Annotated in this window: 13 protein-coding genes, 3 rRNA genes and 1 riboswitch; all 16 genes read right to left on the bottom strand. The window is 41.2% G+C overall.

The genetic code is table 11. The features are described from left to right. Window positions 1–33 precede the first annotated feature (33 nt). The 16 genes from purN to AC3IS5_RS02255 all read right to left on the bottom strand — a co-directional run bounded on the left by purN (window position 34) and on the right by AC3IS5_RS02255 (window position 19,122). Window positions 34–603, bottom strand: a complete 570-nt coding sequence (gene purN, locus AC3IS5_RS02330; protein ID WP_489426407.1) for a phosphoribosylglycinamide formyltransferase — start codon at window positions 601–603, stop codon at window positions 34–36. Then, on the bottom strand, window positions 596–1,657 hold the full coding sequence (gene purM / locus AC3IS5_RS02325; protein ID WP_489426406.1) for a phosphoribosylformylglycinamidine cyclo-ligase: 1,062 nt from the start codon (window positions 1,655–1,657) through the stop codon (window positions 596–598). Before purM ends, purN begins: the two co-directional genes overlap by 8 nt. A gap of 13 nt (window positions 1,658–1,670) precedes the next feature. Next, window positions 1,671–3,095: an amidophosphoribosyltransferase gene (gene purF, locus AC3IS5_RS02320; protein WP_489426405.1), complete on the bottom strand. Its 1,425-nt coding sequence runs from the start codon at window positions 3,093–3,095 to the stop codon at window positions 1,671–1,673. Beyond that, window positions 3,071–5,302, bottom strand: a complete 2,232-nt coding sequence (gene purL, locus AC3IS5_RS02315) for a phosphoribosylformylglycinamidine synthase subunit PurL (protein WP_489426404.1) — start codon at window positions 5,300–5,302, stop codon at window positions 3,071–3,073. Before purL ends, purF begins: the two co-directional genes overlap by 25 nt. After that, entirely contained in the window at window positions 5,286–5,972 is a 687-nt protein-coding gene (purQ, locus tag AC3IS5_RS02310) for a phosphoribosylformylglycinamidine synthase subunit PurQ (RefSeq protein WP_489426403.1), read from the bottom strand. Before purQ ends, purL begins: the two co-directional genes overlap by 17 nt. Before the next feature lie 2 nt (window positions 5,973–5,974). After that, on the bottom strand, window positions 5,975–6,223 hold the full coding sequence (gene purS / locus AC3IS5_RS02305) for a phosphoribosylformylglycinamidine synthase subunit PurS (protein WP_489426402.1): 249 nt from the start codon (window positions 6,221–6,223) through the stop codon (window positions 5,975–5,977). Then, the gene (gene purC, locus AC3IS5_RS02300; protein WP_489426401.1) at window positions 6,220–6,936 is read right to left on the bottom strand and encodes a phosphoribosylaminoimidazolesuccinocarboxamide synthase; all 717 of its coding nucleotides are present in this window, start codon (window positions 6,934–6,936) and stop codon (window positions 6,220–6,222) included. The genes purS and purC overlap by 4 nt, the downstream gene beginning before the upstream one ends. A gap of 16 nt (window positions 6,937–6,952) precedes the next feature. Further along, window positions 6,953–8,248, bottom strand: a complete 1,296-nt coding sequence (gene purB / locus AC3IS5_RS02295) for an adenylosuccinate lyase (RefSeq protein WP_489426400.1) — start codon at window positions 8,246–8,248, stop codon at window positions 6,953–6,955. A gap of 18 nt (window positions 8,249–8,266) precedes the next feature. Continuing rightward, window positions 8,267–9,382, bottom strand: coding sequence for a 5-(carboxyamino)imidazole ribonucleotide synthase (gene purK / locus AC3IS5_RS02290; RefSeq protein ID WP_489426399.1), 1,116 nt, complete (start codon window positions 9,380–9,382; stop codon window positions 8,267–8,269). Further along, the gene (purE, locus tag AC3IS5_RS02285) at window positions 9,379–9,867 is read right to left on the bottom strand and encodes a 5-(carboxyamino)imidazole ribonucleotide mutase (RefSeq protein ID WP_489426398.1); all 489 of its coding nucleotides are present in this window, start codon (window positions 9,865–9,867) and stop codon (window positions 9,379–9,381) included. The genes purK and purE overlap by 4 nt, the downstream gene beginning before the upstream one ends. A 148-nt stretch (window positions 9,868–10,015) precedes the next feature. Beyond that, a riboswitch (purine riboswitch) is annotated at window positions 10,016–10,114 on the bottom strand. A 96-nt stretch (window positions 10,115–10,210) separates the two neighbouring features. After that, window positions 10,211–10,399 (bottom strand): NETI motif-containing protein, encoded by a 189-nt coding sequence (locus tag AC3IS5_RS02280; RefSeq protein WP_489426397.1) that lies wholly within the window; start codon window positions 10,397–10,399, stop codon window positions 10,211–10,213. A gap of 166 nt (window positions 10,400–10,565) precedes the next feature. After that, window positions 10,566–11,765: an NAD(P)-dependent malic enzyme gene (locus AC3IS5_RS02275; RefSeq protein WP_489426396.1), complete on the bottom strand. Its 1,200-nt coding sequence runs from the start codon at window positions 11,763–11,765 to the stop codon at window positions 10,566–10,568. Window positions 11,766–12,452: 687 nt separating this feature from the next. Beyond that, a 5S ribosomal RNA gene (gene rrf / locus AC3IS5_RS02270) occupies window positions 12,453–12,568 on the bottom strand. 63 nt (window positions 12,569–12,631) lie between these two features. Further along, window positions 12,632–15,561: ribosomal RNA gene (locus AC3IS5_RS02265) — 23S ribosomal RNA — on the bottom strand. Window positions 15,562–15,745: 184 nt separating this feature from the next. Beyond that, window positions 15,746–17,298 (bottom strand): 16S ribosomal RNA (locus AC3IS5_RS02260). Together the 16S, 23S and 5S rRNA genes form the textbook arrangement of a ribosomal RNA operon. Window positions 17,299–17,805: 507 nt before the next feature. Continuing rightward, window positions 17,806–19,122: an NCS2 family permease gene (locus AC3IS5_RS02255; protein WP_489426395.1), complete on the bottom strand. Its 1,317-nt coding sequence runs from the start codon at window positions 19,120–19,122 to the stop codon at window positions 17,806–17,808. Window positions 19,123–19,221 lie beyond the last annotated feature (99 nt).

The raw sequence follows: 19,221 nt of genomic DNA, 5'->3' as shown, positions 1-19,221 counted from the left end.
CCAAAGCACGAAGCTCTGGTTCCACTTAATTATTTATTTTAAAGTTTCCTGTAATGCTTCTTTATAAAGATCATGCTCAATAGCATGAATTGCTTGTTCAGTTGCCACGCGGTCACCGTCAGTGACTGCTACAGCACGTTGCGCAATAATTGGACCTGTATCCATCCCCGCATCTACAAAGTGAACTGTTACACCCGTTACTTTCACACGATGTTCCATTGCTTGTCCAATGGCATCTTTTCCTGGAAACGAAGGTAATAGAGAAGGGTGAATATTAACAATTTTCGAAGTATAGGAATTTAATAATGTTTCACCGATTAAACGCATATATCCCGCAAGAACGATCCATTTCACTTCACACTCTTGTAGCTTAGCTAAAATAGCTTGTTCATAAGCTTCCTTAGAACCAAAATCCTTAGGACTTAGTGCTAATACAGGGATACCTTTTGCTTTAGCACGTTCTACAACATAAGCACCAGGCTTATCTGTGACAACGAGCTCAATTTTCGCATTTAGTTCACCGCGTTCAATTGCTTCTTGAATAGCTTGAAAATTAGAACCGCTGCCTGATGCGAAAACTGCGATGGAAACGATATTACTCATGAGTTAGGCTCCCATCATGATTACCGTTGAAAAGAACACCTTCACCTTTCACAACTCGACCAATTTCATACGCTTTTTCACCATGCTGTTCCGCAACCTCGATAATACGAGCCGCTTCAGAAGCTGGTACTGAAAGTACGTATCCAATTCCCATATTGAAAACATTATATAAATCACGCTCTTGTAGATTACCTTTCTCTTTTAAGAATTCAAAGACAGGTAATACTGGCCAAGTGCCTAAATCAATTTCAGTTGCTAGTCCTTCTGGCATCATACGAGGTAGGTTTTCGTAGAAACCACCACCTGTAACGTGTGCCATACCATGCACTTCACACTCTTTTAGCATTGCTAAAACAGGTTTTGCATAAATTTTTGTTGGTACTAATAAAGCTTCACCAATCGGTCCTAGGTTCTCGTAGCCTTCAACAATTGTTTCAGGTGTAAAGCCATTATCAGCAAAAACAATTTTACGGACAAGTGAATAACCATTTGAGTGAATACCGCTAGAAGCTAGACCTACAAGTACGTCACCTTCTGAAATTTTCTCACCTGTTACGATGTTTGCTTTTTCAGCAGCACCTACCGCAAAGCCCGCTAAATCATATTCATCCTCTTCATACAGACCAGGCATTTCAGCTGTTTCGCCACCGATTAACGCAGCACCCGCTTGAACACAACCATCAGCAACACCTTTAACAATTTGCTCAATTTTAGCAGGTTCAGCTTTACCAACTGCTACGTAATCTAAAAAGTATAATGGCTCTGCACCTTGTGCAACGATATCGTTTACACACATTGCTACGCAATCTACTCCGATTGTATCGTGTTTATCAGCCATAAACGCTAGTTTTAATTTTGTCCCAACACCATCAGTACCAGAAATAAGAACTGGTTCCTTCAAGTTTAATTCAGATAAATCGAACATGCCGCCAAAGCCACCAAATGAACCCATGATGCCTTTTCTTGCTGTACGTTCAACATGTGATTTCATTCTTTGGACTGCTTCATAGCCTGCTTCAATATTAACGCCTGCTTGTTCATATGCTTTTGACATGTAGATCGTCTCCTTAACGTATAAGTTCTTTTTCGTGTGGCAAGATAGTATCCGGGAAAATCTCAGTTGGGTATTTTCCAGTAAAACATGCTAAGCATAGACCACGTTCCGGACCTTCGTGTTGACGAGCAATAGATTCTACCATGCCTTCAACAGATAAAAACGTTACCGTATCAGCACCAATTGCATCACGGATTTCTTCAACACTATGACTAGAAGCTATAAGTTCTTCTGATGAAGATGTATCTATACCGTAGTAGCATGGGTCTGTCATTGGTGGAGAACTGATGACAACATGTACTTCTGCTGCTCCAGCTTCCTTCAACATTTTAACTATACGTCTTGAAGTTGTACCACGAACAATTGAATCATCTACCATTACAACACGTTTTCCTTGAACAACTTGACGTACTGGAGATAATTTCATTTTCACACCACGTTCACGTAACTCTTGTGTCGGTTGAATGAACGTACGACCAACATAACGGTTTTTAATAAGGCCTAATTCGTAAGGAATCCCACTCTCTTCTGCAAAACCAATCGCTGCAGAAATACTTGAATCTGGAACACCGGTTACAACATCTGCCTCAATATGAGCACATTCTTTAGCAAGTGTTTTACCCATACGTTTACGTGCCATATGCACGTTTATGCCACCAATTTCTGAATCTGGTCGTGCTAAATATACATATTCCATTGCACACATTGCACGTTTAGCTGGTTCTACAAAACGGTCGCTTTTCACACCAGAATCATTTATGACAATTAATTCTCCTGGTTCTACTGATCGAACGAATTCTGCACCAATTAAATCGAATGCACAAGTTTCAGAAGCAACAACCCAGCTGTCACCTAATTTACCAAGTGCTAAAGGGCGTAAACCGTGCTGATCTCGAGCTACGATTAAACCTTCTTCAGATAACATCAAGATTGAAAATGCACCTTTTAACAAAGTAAGCGCATTTTTCACTTTTGATAGAAATGTCGGATGCGTACTTTTTTTAATTAAGTGAGCAAGTACTTCTGTATCAGAAGTTGAGTTAAAAATGCTACCTTGACGTTCTAAATGTTGCTTTAAGTGATTTGCATTAACTAAATTACCATTATGTGCAATTGATAAACTGCCTGTTGATGAGCGGAACAGCAGCGGCTGAACATTTTCAATTCCGCCGCCTCCTGCTGTCGTATAACGTGCATGAGCTATTGCTGCTTGTCCTTTTAAGCCTTCTAATTTACCTTCACTAAATACATCATTTACAAGGCCTTCGCCTTTTACAGCGCGAAATTGCTTGCCATCTTTGACAACAATCCCTGCTCCTTCTTGACCACGATGTTGTAATGCATGTAAACCGTAATAACTAAGCTGCGCTGGGTTTTCATTACCCCAAATCCCAAACACGCCACATTCTTCATTTAAGCCTCTGAGTTCACCAAACATGGTATTGCCCCTTTCCAAGCATCTTGGAATTCTGCTACTGGACCTTCGATTAATGTAGAACCGTCTTCACCACGAACACTCAATGCGGCATCTGCTGAAACAACACCAATTTTACGAGCATCTTTTACAGCTACTTCAAACGCTTGTGCATTTTCAGCTTTAACTGTAACTAAGAAACGTGATTGCGATTCACTAAATAAAGCAGTTACTGCCGAACCTTCTAAGATGATTTCTGCTCCGAAAATTGTACCGAATGTTTTTTCTGCTAATGCAACAGCTACGCCACCTTCAGCAACATCGTGTGCAGATGCAACTAAACCTTGTTGAATAGCTTTTAATAATGCATCTTGACGTTCTGCTTCTACAGTTAAATCGATTTCTGGTGCTAGACCAAAAATACGACCATCATTTTGCATTTTTTGAAGTTCAGATCCACCAAATTCAGTTTTTGTATTGCCGATTAAGTAGATATAGTCTCCCGCTTCTTTAACTTGTTGTGTTGTAACGTGAGCTAAGTCTTCTACTAAACCAACCATACCAATTGTTGGCGTTGGATAAACAGCTACTCCACTACGCTCATTGTAAAGAGAAACGTTACCACCGATTACTGGTGATTCTAATGCTAAACAAGCCTCTGAAATACCGTCAGCTGATTTTTCGATTTGCCAGAAGATTTCTGGTTTTTCAGGGTTACCAAAGTTCAAGCAATCTGTAATTGCAAGTGGCTTACCACCAGAACAAACGATGTTACGGGCTGCTTCTGCTACCGCAATTTTCCCGCCAACTTCTGGATCTAAGTAAATATAACGAGAGTTACAGTCAGTTGTCATTGCAAGACCTTTGTTCGTACCACGTACACGTACTACTGCTGCATCAGATCCTGGTGCTACAACTGTTGATGTACGTACTTGATAATCATACTGGTCATAAACCCACTCTTTAGAAGCAATTGTAGATTGTTTTAATAGTGAGATTAAAGTTTCTTTATAGTCAGCTACTGTAGGCTCTACATTTTCCATTGCTTGGAATTCATTGTAGTAAGCTGGTACTGCTGATGGTTTGTTATAAACAGGTGCTTCCTCTGCAAGGGCATCAGCAGGAACATTTGCTACAACTTCTCCTTTATGTATAAGGCGTAGCATTTTATCGTCAGTTACATGACCGATTGTTACAGCATCTAAACCGTACTTCTCGAATAAAGTAACGATTTCAGCTTCATGACCTTTTTTCACAACGATTAACATACGCTCTTGAGATTCTGAAAGCATCATTTCGTAAGCTGTCATACCTGTTTCACGTTGAGGTACTAGATCTAAGTTCATCTCAATACCGTAACCTGCTTTAGAAGCCATTTCGGCAGATGATGAAGTTAAGCCTGCAGCACCCATATCTTGAATACCAACTAGTGAATCAAATTTCACTAATTCTAGGCAAGCTTCAAGAAGTAATTTCTCCATGAATGGATCACCAACTTGTACAGCTGGGCGTTTTTCCTCTGATGACTCACTTAATTCCTCAGAAGCAAATGTGGCACCGTGAATACCATCACGACCTGTTTTAGCACCAACGTACATTACTGGGTTACCTACACCTGAAGCAATCCCTTTTTGAATGTCTTTATGATCGATTAAACCGACACACATAGCATTTACTAATGGATTACCTTCGTAACAATCATCAAATTGAATTTCTCCACCAACTGTTGGAATACCGATACAGTTACCGTAGCCTGCAATTCCTGCTACTACTTCTTCAAACAAATATTTTACGCGTGGAGTTTTCAACTCACCAAAGCGTAGAGAGTTTAACATAGCAATCGGGCGTGCACCCATTGAGAACACATCACGGATAATACCGCCAACACCTGTTGCTGCACCTTGATAAGGTTCAATTGCAGACGGGTGATTATGTGATTCCATTTTGAACACAACGGCTTGGTCATCGCCGATATCGACGATTCCTGCACCTTCACCAGGGCCTTGTAATACTCGAGGTCCTGTAGTTGGGAATTTACGTAGCACCGGTTTAGAGTTTTTATATGAGCAGTGCTCTGACCACATTACTGAGAACAGACCTGTTTCAGTCCAGTTCGGTAGACGTCCTAGAATACTTTCAACTAACGCAAATTCTTCATCGGACAAGCCCATTTGTGCATAGAGTTTTTGCTCTTTAATTTGCTCTTGTGTTGGTTCAAGCTTGATTGACATGTGTTTCCCTCCACTGTTTGACGATTGATTTAAATACTGCAAGTCCATCTGCGCCACCGATTAATTCGTTCACTGCGCGCTCTGGGTGAGGCATCATACCAAGTACATTACCGCGTTCATTGACGATTCCTGCAATATCTTCTAAACTACCATTTGGATTTTCGCTAGAATAAGTGAAAACAATTTGGTTATTGTCCTTTAATGATTGCAAAGTATCTTCGTCACAGTAATAATTTCCTTCACCATGGGCGATAGGTACTTTAATAATTTCATCTTTTGCATATTGATTTGTAAATTTTGTATTATTGTTAACTACTTTTAAATCAACAGTACGACACATGAATTTCAAGTTTTTATTGCGTAGAAGGGCACCCGGAAGTAGGCCTGCCTCAGTTAAAATTTGGAATCCATTACAAACGCCAAGGATTGGCTTACCTGCTTCAGCAGCTTTTACTACTTCAGTCATAACATTTGAAGAGCGAGCAATTGCACCACAACGTAGGTAATCTCCGTAAGAGAATCCACCTGGTAATAATATACCGTCATAGCTACTTAAATCTTTTGTATCGTGCCATACATATTCTGCTTCTTCACCAAGCTCGTCTTTAATTGCGTGATACATATCTAAATCACAGTTCGATCCTGGGAAAACGAGTACTGCGAACTTCATAGTTAGTTAGCCTCCTCGACTTCAAAACGGTAGTCTTCTATAACAGTATTTGTAAGTAGTTTTTCGCACATTTCTCTTACTACTACATTTAAATCACGATCAGATGGTTCGATTTGTAATTCTAAATATTTACCAATACGAACGTCTGCAACTTCTTTGTATCCCATTGTGTGTAATGAGCCTTTCACTGCAGAACCTTGTGGATCTAATACACTTTCACGTAATGTTACATAAACTTTTACCTTTTTCATTTTGATAGTCCTCCTAGGCGAGCTAATATGATTTTATAAACATCTGTTAAATTACCAAGATCTCGACGAAAAACGTCTTTATCAAGTTTTTGATTTGTTTCTATGTCCCAAAGACGGCAAGTATCTGGTGAAACTTCATCTGCTAATAGCACATGCCCACTAGCATCACGACCAAACTCTAGTTTGAAGTCTACTAGAGTTACGCCGATTTCTTGGAATAATGGACGGAGAACTTCATTCACCTTTAAGCCATTGTCATAAAGAGCTTGTACTTCTTCTGGTGTAGCAATATTCAATATATCAATATGCTCTGTTGTGATGAGTGGATCTCCAAGATCATCGTTTTTGTAATAAAATTCAACGATTGGACGACGAAGAGTTGTACCCTCTTCGTATCCAAGTCGTTTTGCAAGGCTACCTGCTGCAATATTGCGGACAACCAATTCAATTGGAATAATGTCAACTTTTTTTACAAGCTGTTCGTTTTCTGAAATTTGTTCAACAAAGTGAGATTCGATTCCCGCTGACTTTAATTTATCGAAAATTAAAGTAGTAATTTTATTATTTAAAATACCTTTACCTGCGATTTCCTCTTTTTTCTCACCATTGAATGCTGTAGCACTATCTTTGTACTCAACAAACAGAATATTTTCTTCTGCTGTTGAGTACAATCTTTTAGCTTTTCCTTCATACAAAAGTTGACCTTTTTCCACTGTTAATTCCCCCGGTTTAGTTTAATCCTAGACGTTCAAAAATTGTATCTACATGTTGTAGATGATGATTGTAATCAAAGCAATCATCTAACTCTTCTTTTGATAAATGAGCAGTGATTTTCTCACTAGCATCAACTAGTCCACGGAACTGCACTTGTTCGTCCCAAGCTTTAGCAGTTAGGGGCTGTACTGTATCGTACGCTTCTTCACGTGCAAGGCCTTTGTCGATCAAAGCAAGTAATACACGTTGTGAATAGATAAGGCCAAATGTGCGACCCATATTGCGTTTCATATTGTCAGGGAATACCGTTAAGTTTTTCACAATGTTTGCGAAACGATTTAACATATAGTTTAGAGCAATTGTACCGTCTGGTAAGATTACACGCTCTGCTGATGAATGTGAGATATCACGTTCATGCCATAGTGACACGTTTTCATAAGCTGTCATCATATAACCGCGAAGTAAACGAGCCATACCAACCATATTCTCAGAACCGATTGGATTACGTTTGTGAGGCATTGCAGAAGAGCCTTTTTGACCTTTTGCGAAGAATTCCTCTACTTCACGTGTTTCTGATTTTTGTAAACCACGAATTTCAGTTGCGAATTTCTCAATTGAAGATCCGATTAAAGCTAAAGTTGCCATGTATTGTGCATGACGGTCACGTTGTAACGTTTGAGTAGAAATAGGAGCTGCTTGAAGGCCTAATTTTTCGCAAACGTATTTTTCAACAAATGGATTAATATTAGCATAAGTACCAACCGCTCCAGAAATTTTACCTGTTTCGATTACTTGAGCTGATGCTTCGAAGCGGTCTAAATTGCGTTTCATTTCTTCTAACCATAATGCGAGTTTTAAACCGAATGTAGTTGGTTCAGCATGAACACCGTGTGTACGGCCCATCATAACTGTGTATTTATGTTCTTTCGCTTTATTCTCTAAAATTTCGATAAAGTTTTTAATATCTTTACGTAAAATTTCGTTAGCTTGTTTAATTAAATAAGAAAGAGCAGTATCTACAACATCCGTAGAAGTTAAACCGTAATGTACCCATTTACGTTCTTCCCCTAGAGTTTCAGAAACAGCACGTGTAAATGCAACTACATCATGTCGAGTATCTTTTTCAATTTCTAAAATACGGTCGATATCAAAACTTGCACCCTCACGGATTTTCACAACATCCTCTTTCGGGATATCCCCAAGTTCTGCCCAAGCCTCACATGATAAGATTTCAACTTCCAACCAAGCTTGATATCTGTTTTCTTCTGTCCAAATTGCGCCCATTTCTGGACGAGTATAGCGTGCTATCATATTGTTCTCCTTCTATTCCTACCAAATGTGGGAATCATTAATTTCTGTTAACGTTTTTTCAATGTCGTTAGTCATGATTGTAACGTGGCCCATTTTACGATTATGTTTTGCTTCTTGCTTACCATATAAATGAATAGACCAGTCAGAGTATTTTGAAATAGAATTACTCAGTGGTACGACATGTTGTCCAAGGACATTAACCATAATCGAAGGCGACCATAATTGTGGTTTACGTAATGGCCAACCACATACAGCACGTATATGCTGATGGAATTGTGAAATGTTGCAGGCCTCAATCGAATAGTGTCCTGAGTTGTGTGGACGTGGTGCTAACTCATTAATAATAACTTGTCCATCCTCTAAAACAAATAGTTCTACAGCTAGTGTACCCACTAATTTAAGATGATTCGCAATTTTTTCTGCTTCTTCAGTAGCTCGTTTAGCAGTTTCTTCTGTAATACGTGCCGGTACAATCGTTTCGTGTAAAATATGATTCACATGAATATTTTCTCCAATAGGAAGGCAATACGTTTCTCCTTGAACATTACGTTGTACGATGACAGAAATTTCTTTCTCGAATGGTACAAATGCTTCGGCTACACAAGCAGAATGTTCAAATAAAGATTTCGCTAATGGCAGATCATTTTCTGATCGTAGCGTCTGTTGGCCTTTCCCATCATAACCACCTCTTGCAGTTTTTACGACGCAAGGATAACCAACAATTTCGATTTTACTCTGAAGCTCCTCGAAGCTTTCAGCATTTATGTATGTTGCGACTGGACATCCAGCCTCATTAATTGCAGCTTTTTCAAGAATACGGTTCTGCGTAATACGTACAAGTTCAGCACCTTGAGGTACATAAGCAATTTCAGATAATCTTTTCAAACCCGCATAATCGATGTTTTCAAATTCGAATGTAATAACGTCACTCACTTCTGCAAGCTCTTCTAATGCCGCTTCGTCGTTATACGGGGCAACAATACGAATATCCGCAACTTGACCACATGGTGAATCCATTGTCGGCTCAAGTACAGCGATTTTAAAACCAGCTTCCTTTGCAGCCATTGCCATCATACGACCAAGTTGACCGCCACCGATTATACCAATAGTTTGACCAGGATAAATTTTCGTCACTCTAACTCACCTGAACTTTCTAGAGCTTTCATTTCCATTGCTTGGCGTCGTGCTTCTATTTTTTCTGTAATTTCAGAATCTGTTGTAGATAGAATTTGTGCTGCTAGTAATCCTGCGTTTGTCGCACCAGCTTTACCAATAGCTACAGTCGCTACTGGAACACCACCTGGCATCTGCACGATGGATAATAAAGAATCTAGCCCATTTAATGCTTTTGATTGAACAGGTACACCAATAACCGGTAGAGTTGTTTTTGCTGCTACCATACCTGGTAAATGTGCTGCACCACCTGCTCCAGCAATAATGACATGAAGGCCTCTTGTACGAGCTTCCTGTGCATATTCAAACATCAAATCTGGTGTTCTATGTGCCGATACCACTTTTTTCTCATATGGAATCTGCAATTCATCTAATACATCACACGCATGTTTCATTGTTTCCCAATCACTTGAACTTCCCATGATCACGCCAATTTTTGAACTCATACATTCCGCTCCTTTAAACAAATAAAAGTCCCCAAATAAAATACTTCACACAGACATGCGTGAAAGCAATTTACTTGAGGACTTAACAAAAGAGTTGGGCTTAGAAACATTAGCTGTACGCAATTGTGTCACACCTTTCACTCTCATTCCAAAAGTTGCTTTCCCGCATAGTCCGACATTTACGGTGTCGGGTAGAGACACTAAGGCCAATTCCTTAGAATATATGGGGATTCGATGTTTTCCTTCTCACATTTTAACAATTGCACGAGTACAAGTCAACGTAAAAATACGAACGATAAATTTTAGTTAATGAGTATCGTTCGTATTTAGATTCATTTTCTAGTTAATCTTCGCATAACATACCTTTAAATCGTATTATTTGACGAACTGGGAAAGGATTTCCGTCTCTCATTTCAAAAAGAGGTTCCTCTTTTCGTGCAATCGGCATATAACCAGCCTCTTTCATGCGTTGTAAACACGCATCAATCGTTTCGTTTTCTTCCACTTCGAACCATACTTGCTTTTTACTCACACTTTCACTTCCTTAAATAACATTACCCTTATTATAGCTTTCTTTCCTCATTTCTTACTCGCAAATCTTTAAGAATTTATGATATCTTTTCTATTAAAATCAATAAAAAAAGGGATGTCCTACAAAAGTCGTTTTATCGACTCTTTGGACACCCTTTTACTTTACTTTATTTATTTTCGACAGCTACAGGCTTTTTAGCAACACCAGTCTTGATTGCAGCTTCACTAACAGCCTTCGCAACTATAGGAGCTACACGTTCATCTAAAGCATCCGGAATAATCGTACCTTGTGCTAAATCATTTTCATCAATTAAAGAAGCAATTGCAAATACAGCCGCCAATTTCATTTCCTCATTAATCTCTGAAGCATGAACATCCAATGCTCCACGGAAAATCCCAGGGAATGCTAACATATTATTTACCTGATTAGGATAATCCGAACGACCTGTTGCGAAAATACGCACACCCCATCGCATAGCATTTTCATAAGATACTTCTGGATTTGGATTAGCCAGTGCAAAAATGATAGGGTCATGATTCATACTCTGTATCATTTCTTCATCCAAAATATTTGCAACAGATACTCCGATGAAAATATCTGCACCAATAAGCGCTTCCCTTAATGATCCTTTTCGTCCCTCACTATTCGTCACTTTAGCAAGGTCATGTTTTACCGAATTCATCCCATTTTCGCGACCTTCATAGATAATACCTGTGGAATCACAGATTATTATATGTTCATAGCCAATTTGTTTCAATATTTTCAAGATAGCTACACCCGCAGCTCCAGCACCATTTATAACAATACGTACATTGCTCTTATCCTTATTAATAACCTTTAAGGCATTACTTAGACCAGCACCAACTACAATCGCTGTACCATGCTGATCATCATGAAATACAGGTATAGAACATTCTTTACGTAGTTTCTCTTCTATTTCAAAACATCTAGGAGCTGCTATATCTTCTAAATTGATGCCTCCAAATGTTGGGCTTATTCCTTTTACAATTCGTACGATTTCATCTACATCTGTAGTATCTAAGCAGATAGGTACAGCATCGATGTTAGCCATCTTTTTAAAAAGAATTGCCTTACCTTCCATAACAGGTAATGCAGCTTCAGGACCGATATTACCTAACCCTAATACAGCTGTACCATCTGTTACAACAGCCACTAAATTACCCTTTGCCGTATAATCGTAAACTGCAGTTGGATCCTTCGCTATCTCCATGCAAGGTGCAGCAACTCCTGGAGAATAAGCTAAACTTAAATCATCTATCGTATTAATCTCCACTTTGGAAATTACTTCAATCTTACCTCTATTTTTTTTATGCATTGCTAACGCATTATTTTTTAATTCACTCATACTTTTCCCCCGATTCATTTTTTAACACAAAATAGAAAATATCATACATAACAAAGGATATTTTTCATTTTTCATTTTCTATATTAACACAAAACAAAAAAATCATGCATATCTTAGATTATTTATAGATTTCTATTTGAACGTTATAAGAATATATCATAGTTCATTCCGAAAATTCTGTCAATTTATTTTATATTTTTCCTAATGACTATTTATTTATGTATTAATGTGGAAATTATTTATGTAAAATATTGCAAACAATTGTCGCTATTTGATTTTTAAAAGTCGAACATTATCACCGGATTAGTTAAAGAATACATATTTAATATCATAATAGATTATTTACAAAATCGTAGTAAACAAAACTAAAATTACTTGTTCAACAGGAGGTTTTGATTTCGACCTCTTTGCTTGCAAACAGCTAAGGATCCTTTCAATTTACCGTAAACTATTTTTTCTAATCTGTTTTTATGGATGGCTGCAATCTCATTGGCACTTACTCTCTCACAAGTAATCTATCGTTTCTTGATTTCTTATATACCTAGCAATTGGTTTTCATATAATCCAACAGCACCGACATATATCCCTTAGAATTCTAGATGTTCTATTTTCAATCAGTCATAGCCTTTGGTTTTAAAAAAACAAATAAAAAAGACACAACCGATAAAATCAGTTGTGCCTTAGTATGCCTAGCAACGTCCTACTCTCACAGGGGGAAACCCCCAACTACCATCGGCGCTAAAGAGCTTAACTTCCGTGTTCGGCATGGGAACGGGTGTGACCTCTTTGCCATCATCACTAGACTATATTAGAGAACTTGTTCTCTCAAAACTGGATAAATTACATTGAAGTTTATTAAGTAAAATTTGGTTAAGTCCTCGATCTATTAGTATTCGTCAGCTCCGTATGTCGCCACACTTCCACCTCGAACCTATCTACCTCATCGTCTTTGAGGGATCTTACTTACTTGCGTAATGGGAAATCTCATCTTGAGGGGGGCTTCATGCTTAGATGCTTTCAGCACTTATCCCGTCCACACATAGCTACCCAGCGATGCCCTTGGCAGAACAACTGGTACACCAGCGGTGTGTCCATCCCGGTCCTCTCGTACTAAGGACAGCTCCTCTCAAATTTCCTACGCCCACGACGGATAGGGACCGAACTGTCTCACGACGTTCTGAACCCAGCTCGCGTACCGCTTTAATGGGCGAACAGCCCAACCCTTGGGACCGACTACAGCCCCAGGATGCGATGAGCCGACATCGAGGTGCCAAACCTCCCCGTCGATGTGGACTCTTGGGGGAGATAAGCCTGTTATCCCCGGGGTAGCTTTTATCCGTTGAGCGATGGCCCTTCCATGCGGAACCACCGGATCACTAAGCCCGTCTTTCGACCCTGCTCGACTTGTAGGTCTCGCAGTCAAGCTCCCTTATGCCTTTACACTCTACGAATGATTTCCAACCATTCTGAGGGAACCTTTGGGCGCCTCCGTTACTCTTTAGGAGGCGACCGCCCCAGTCAAACTGCCCGCCTGACACTGTCTCCTACCCCGCTAAGGGGCATGGGTTAGAAGTTCAATACATCTAGGGTAGTATCCCACCAACGCCTCCTCCGAAGCTGGCGCTCCGGAATCTCTGGCTCCTACCTATCCTGTACAAGATGTATCAAAATTCAATATCAGGCTACAGTAAAGCTCCACGGGGTCTTTCCGTCCTGTCGCGGGTAACCTGCATCTTCACAGGTACTATAATTTCACCGAGTCTCTCGTTGAGACAGTGCCCAGATCGTTACGCCTTTCGTGCGGGTCGGAACTTACCCGACAAGGAATTTCGCTACCTTAGGACCGTTATAGTTACGGCCGCCGTTTACTGGGGCTTCAATTCGCACCTTCGCTTGCGCTAAGCACTCCTCTTAACCTTCCAGCACCGGGCAGGCGTCAGCCCCTATACGTCACCTTACGGTTTTGCAGAGACCTGTGTTTTTGCTAAACAGTCGCCTGGGCCTATTCACTGCGGCTCTCTCGGGCTTTCACCCTACTAGAGCACCCCTTCTCCCGAAGTTACGGGGTCATTTTGCCGAGTTCCTTAACGAGAGTTCTCTCGCACACCTTAGGATTCTCTCCTCGACTACCTGTGTCGGTTTGCGGTACGGGCACCTTTTACCTCGCTAGAGGCTTTTCTTGGCAGTGTGAAATCAGGAACTCCGGACATACGTCCTCGTCATCACAGCTCAACGTTATAGAAATGGGATTTGCCTCATTTCACGCCTCACTGCTTGAACATGCATAACCAACAGCATGCTTACCCTATCCTACTGCGTCCCCCCATTGCTCAAATGGTAAATAGGTGGTACAGGAATATCAACCTGTTGTCCATCGCCTACGCCTATCGGCCTCGGCTTAGGTCCCGACTAACCCTGAGCGGACGAGCCTTCCTCAGGAAACCTTAGTCATTCGGTGGACGGGATTCTCACCCGTCTTTCGCTACTCATACCGGCATTCTCACTTCTAAGCGCTCCACCAGTCCTTCCGGTCTGACTTCACAGCACTTAGAACGCTCTCCTACCACGGACATCTAAGATGTCCATCCACAGCTTCGGTGAATTGTTTAGCCCCGATACATTTTCGGCGCAGCGTCACTCGACCAGTGAGCTATTACGCACTCTTTAAATGATGGCTGCTTCTGAGCCAACATCCTGGTTGTCTAAGCAACGTCACATCCTTTTCCACTTAACAATTACTTTGGGACCTTAGCTGGTGGTCTGGGCTGTTTCCCTTTTGACTACGGATCTTATCACTCGCAGTCTGACTCCCGTGCATAAATCACTGGCATTCGGAGTTTGTCTGAATTCGGTAATCCGGGATGGACCCCTAGTTCAAACAGTGCTCTACCTCCAGGATTCTCTATCACGAGGCTAGCCCTAAAGCTATTTCGGAGAGAACCAGCTATCTCCAGGTTCGATTGGAATTTCTCCGCTACCCACACCTCATCCCCGCACTTTTCAACGTACGTGGGTTCGGGCCTCCAGTAAGTGTTACCTTACCTTCACCCTGGACATGGGTAGATCACCTGGTTTCGGGTCTACAACCACATACTCATTCGCCCTATTCAGACTCGCTTTCGCTACGGCTCCGTCTTCTAAAACTTAACCTCGCATGTAATCGTAACTCGCCGGTTCATTCTACAAAAGGCACGCTATCACCCATTAACGGGCTCTAACTACTTGTAGGCACATGGTTTCAGGATCTATTTCACTCCCCTTCCGGGGTGCTTTTCACCTTTCCCTCACGGTACTGGTTCACTATCGGTCACTAGGTAGTATTTAGCCTTGGGAGATGGTCCTCCCAGATTCCGACGGAATTTCACGTGTTCCGCCGTACTCAGGATACACTCAAGAGAGAATGAACTTTCAACTACAGGGCTGTTACCTGCTCTGGCGGGCCTTTCCAGACCGCTTCATTTAACTCATTCCTTTGTAACTCCATATAGAGTGTCCTACAACCCCAAGAGGCAAGCCTCTTGGTTTGGGCTATTCCCGTTTCGCTCGCCGCTACTCAGGGAATCGATTTTTCTTTCTCTTCCTCCAGGTACTTAGATGTTTCAGTTCCCTGGGTCTGCCATCAAGACGCTATGTATTCACGTCAAGATACTGCTCCATTACGAACAGTGGGTTCCCCCATTCGGAAATCTCCGGATCAAAGCTCACTTACAGCTCCCCGAAGCATATCGGTGTTAGTGCCGTCCTTCTTCGGCTCCTAGTGCCAAGGCATCCGCCATGCGCCCTTAATAACTTAACCTAAAAGTTAGTTATTAAGCCTAAAAAACTTAATAATAAAAAATGTGTTACTTAATTTGCTTCAATGTCGTTTTATCCAGTTTTCAAAGAACAAGGTTTTGAAGATCATTTTACAATGAGCCTTCAAAACTGAACGCAAGACGTTAATCGACAGATCCAAGATCTGTTTCCGTAATTATCCTTAGAAAGGAGGTGATCCAGCCGCACCTTCCGATACGGCTACCTTGTTACGACTTCACCCCAATCATCTATCCCACCTTCGGCGGCTGGCTCCATAAAGGTTACCTCACCGACTTCGGGTGTTACAAACTCTCGTGGTGTGACGGGCGGTGTGTACAAGGCCCGGGAACGTATTCACCGTGGCATGCTGATCCACGATTACTAGCGATTCCGGCTTCATGTAGGCGAGTTGCAGCCTACAATCCGAACTGAGAACGATTTTATGAGATTAGCATACCCTCGCGAGTTAGCGACTCTTTGTATCGTCCATTGTAGCACGTGTGTAGCCCAGGTCATAAGGGGCATGATGATTTGACGTCATCCCCACCTTCCTCCGGTTTGTCACCGGCAGTCACCTTAGAGTGCCCAACTTAATGATGGCAACTAAGATCAAGGGTTGCGCTCGTTGCGGGACTTAACCCAACATCTCACGACACGAGCTGACGACAACCATGCACCACCTGTCACCAATGTCCCCGAAGGGAAAACTCTATCTCTAGAGCGGTCATTGGGATGTCAAGACCTGGTAAGGTTCTTCGCGTTGCTTCGAATTAAACCACATGCTCCACCGCTTGTGCGGGCCCCCGTCAATTCCTTTGAGTTTCAACCTTGCGGCCGTACTCCCCAGGCGGAGTGCTTAATGCGTTAGCTGCAGCACTAAGGGGCGGAAACCCCCTAACACTTAGCACTCATCGTTTACGGCGTGGACTACCAGGGTATCTAATCCTGTTTGCTCCCCACGCTTTCGCGCCTCAGTGTCAGTTACAGACCAGAAAGTCGCCTTCGCCACTGGTGTTCCTCCAAATCTCTACGCATTTCACCGCTACACTTGGAATTCCACTTTCCTCTTCTGCACTCAAGTCTCCCAGTTTCCAATGACCCTCCACGGTTGAGCCGTGGGCTTTCACATCAGACTTAAGAAACCACCTGCGCGCGCTTTACGCCCAATAAATCCGGACAACGCTTGCCACCTACGTATTACCGCGGCTGCTGGCACGTAGTTAGCCGTGGCTTTCTAATAAGGTACCGTCAAGGTACGTTCAGTTACTAACGTACTTGTTCTTCCCTTACAACAGAGTTTTACGATCCGAAAACCTTCATCACTCACGCGGCGTTGCTCCATCAGACTTTCGTCCATTGTGGAAGATTCCCTACTGCTGCCTCCCGTAGGAGTTTGGGCCGTGTCTCAGTCCCAATGTGGCCGATCACCCTCTCAGGTCGGCTATGCATCGTTGCCTTGGTAGGCCGTTACCCCACCAACTAGCTAATGCACCGCGGGCCCATCTAGTAGTGACAGCCGAAACCGCCTTTCAGCATTTTGCCATGTGACAAAATGGATTATTCGGTATTAGCCCCGGTTTCCCGGAGTTATCCCAATCTACTAGGTAGGTTGCCCACGTGTTACTCACCCGTCCGCCGCTAAATCAGAAGAAGCAAGCTTCTTCATCATTCGCTCGACTTGCATGTATTAGGCACGCCGCCAGCGTTCGTCCTGAGCCAGGATCAAACTCTCCATAAAAGTAGTTTGAAAGCTCATTAGCTTTGCTAGCGTATCACCCTAAGATGATATCTATTTTTGTTTTGACCCACCAACAGAGTTGATGTTCAAAAGCATTTATTGATTAACGTCTTGCATGTTCAGTTTTCAAGGTTCATTTTGTTTGCCACTGCATTAGCGACTCACTTATTATATCAGGATAACTTTTCGTTGTCAACAACTATTTTAAAATTTCTTTTTAAGTTGTTTCCCTGGATGTAATACCGCTGCTCAATCAGCAACTTTTATATCATAACAACTTACTACCTTGTTGTCAACACCTTTGTATAAAGAGTTTTAACTAAGCGTTTAAGCTGTAATTTCATTGTCTCAGTGACAACGTTACTTACTATATCATCCTATGTGATATGTTGCAATAGTTTTCTGTTAAAAAGTTTTATTAATTAATAAAAGACTCTTTAACTCTCTTTATATAGAAGAAGCTCCCTACCATTTGGAGGGAGCTTCTTCTATATAATAGCGTTTTAATTATCGAACCCAGATGAAGTACGCAAGGAAGACAAAGAACAATACATACATCAAAGGATGAATTTCTTTCTTTCTACCTGCTAGTAACATTGTGATAGGGTAGAAGATGAAACCCACTGCAATACCAGTTGCGATACTGTAACCTAATGGCATCATGATCATTGTTAAGAATGCCGGTACAGCAATTTCGAATTTATCCCACTCGATTAAACGTAATGATGAAACCATCAATACTCCAACAATTACTAGTGCTGGCGCAGTTACTGCCGAAGTAATTACATCTAATAGCGGGAAGAAAAACATTGCTAGCAAGAATAATACTGCTGTGACAACTGCCGAGAAACCTGATCTTGCTCCAGCAGCTACACCTGATGAAGATTCAACGTAAGCAGTTGTTGTTGATGTACCAAATAAAGAACCGATTGTTGTTGCAATTGCATCTGCCATTAAAGCACGGCCCGCACGTGGTAACTTATCATCTTTAACTAATCCTGCTTGGTTTGCTACAGCCATTAATGTTCCAGCTGTATCAAAGAAATCTACGAATAAAAATGTTAGTACAACGATTAAGAATTGAACATTGAATAATTCTTTGAATCCATTTGAAAATCCGTCAATAATAGGATCTAACGCTACCCCAAAAGTTGAAGATACATCAGGAATACCTGATACAACAGCAGTTGGTACAGCGATTAAGTTGAAAATCATACCAACAATTGCTGTAATAATAATCCCTAAAAAAATGGATCCTTTAATATTTTTAGCCATTAGGACAACTGTTAAAACGATACCAAATACCGCTAATAATGTTGCTCCTTTAAATTCACCTAAAGTAACAAGTGTGGCTGGATCAGAAACAATAATTCCTGCTCCTTTTAAACCAACAAATGTTACAAATAAACCGATACCTGCTGATACTGCATATTTTAATTGTGTTGGAATAGCATTAATAACTGTTTCACGAACACCTGTTAAAGATAAGATAATGAAAATAATACCTGAGAAGAATACACCAGTTAAACCTGTTTGCCACGGAATACCATATGTTAATACTACTGTGTAAGCGAAGAATGCGTTAAGCCCCATGCCGGGTGCTAATGCAATCGGAAAGTTCGCAAAGATCCCCATCACCAACGAACCAGCCGCTGCTGCTAATGCTGTAGCGACAAACACAGCACCTTTATCCATACCAGCGTCTCCTAAAATCATTGGGTTTACCGCTAAAATATATGCCATCGCTAAGAATGTTGTAATACCACCTATTATCTCACGACGATAATTTGTTCCAAGTTCTTCAAACTGGAAATACTTTTTCATGATAATCCTCCGTATGTCGTCTTATACATCTTAGAGAATAAAAAAGACATGCAACTAATTAGAAATAGTCGAATGTCTACGATTCCTTGCTAAGTATTC

This window comes from Viridibacillus sp. KH_047 (assembly GCF_057838945.1).
The sequence above is the reverse complement of the archived record's forward strand: the minus strand, read 5'-3'. Positions and strand labels throughout refer to the sequence as shown.

Coding starts and splice junctions, on each gene's coding strand:
- purQ (WP_489426403.1), bottom strand. CDS start 5,972: ATGAAGTTCGCAGTACTCGTTTTCCCAGGATCGAACTGTGATTTAGAT.
- AC3IS5_RS02275 (WP_489426396.1), bottom strand. CDS start 11,765: ATGAGTGAATTAAAAAATAATGCGTTAGCAATGCATAAAAAAAATAGA.
- purL (WP_489426404.1), bottom strand. CDS start 5,302: ATGTCAATCAAGCTTGAACCAACACAAGAGCAAATTAAAGAGCAAAAA.
- purF (WP_489426405.1), bottom strand. CDS start 3,095: ATGTTTGGTGAACTCAGAGGCTTAAATGAAGAATGTGGCGTGTTTGGG.
- purS (WP_489426402.1), bottom strand. CDS start 6,223: ATGAAAAAGGTAAAAGTTTATGTAACATTACGTGAAAGTGTATTAGAT.
- purM (WP_489426406.1), bottom strand. CDS start 1,657: ATGTCAAAAGCATATGAACAAGCAGGCGTTAATATTGAAGCAGGCTAT.
- purN (WP_489426407.1), bottom strand. CDS start 603: ATGAGTAATATCGTTTCCATCGCAGTTTTCGCATCAGGCAGCGGTTCT.
- purB (WP_489426400.1), bottom strand. CDS start 8,248: ATGATAGCACGCTATACTCGTCCAGAAATGGGCGCAATTTGGACAGAA.
- purE (WP_489426398.1), bottom strand. CDS start 9,867: ATGAGTTCAAAAATTGGCGTGATCATGGGAAGTTCAAGTGATTGGGAA.
- AC3IS5_RS02255 (WP_489426395.1), bottom strand. CDS start 19,122: ATGAAAAAGTATTTCCAGTTTGAAGAACTTGGAACAAATTATCGTCGT.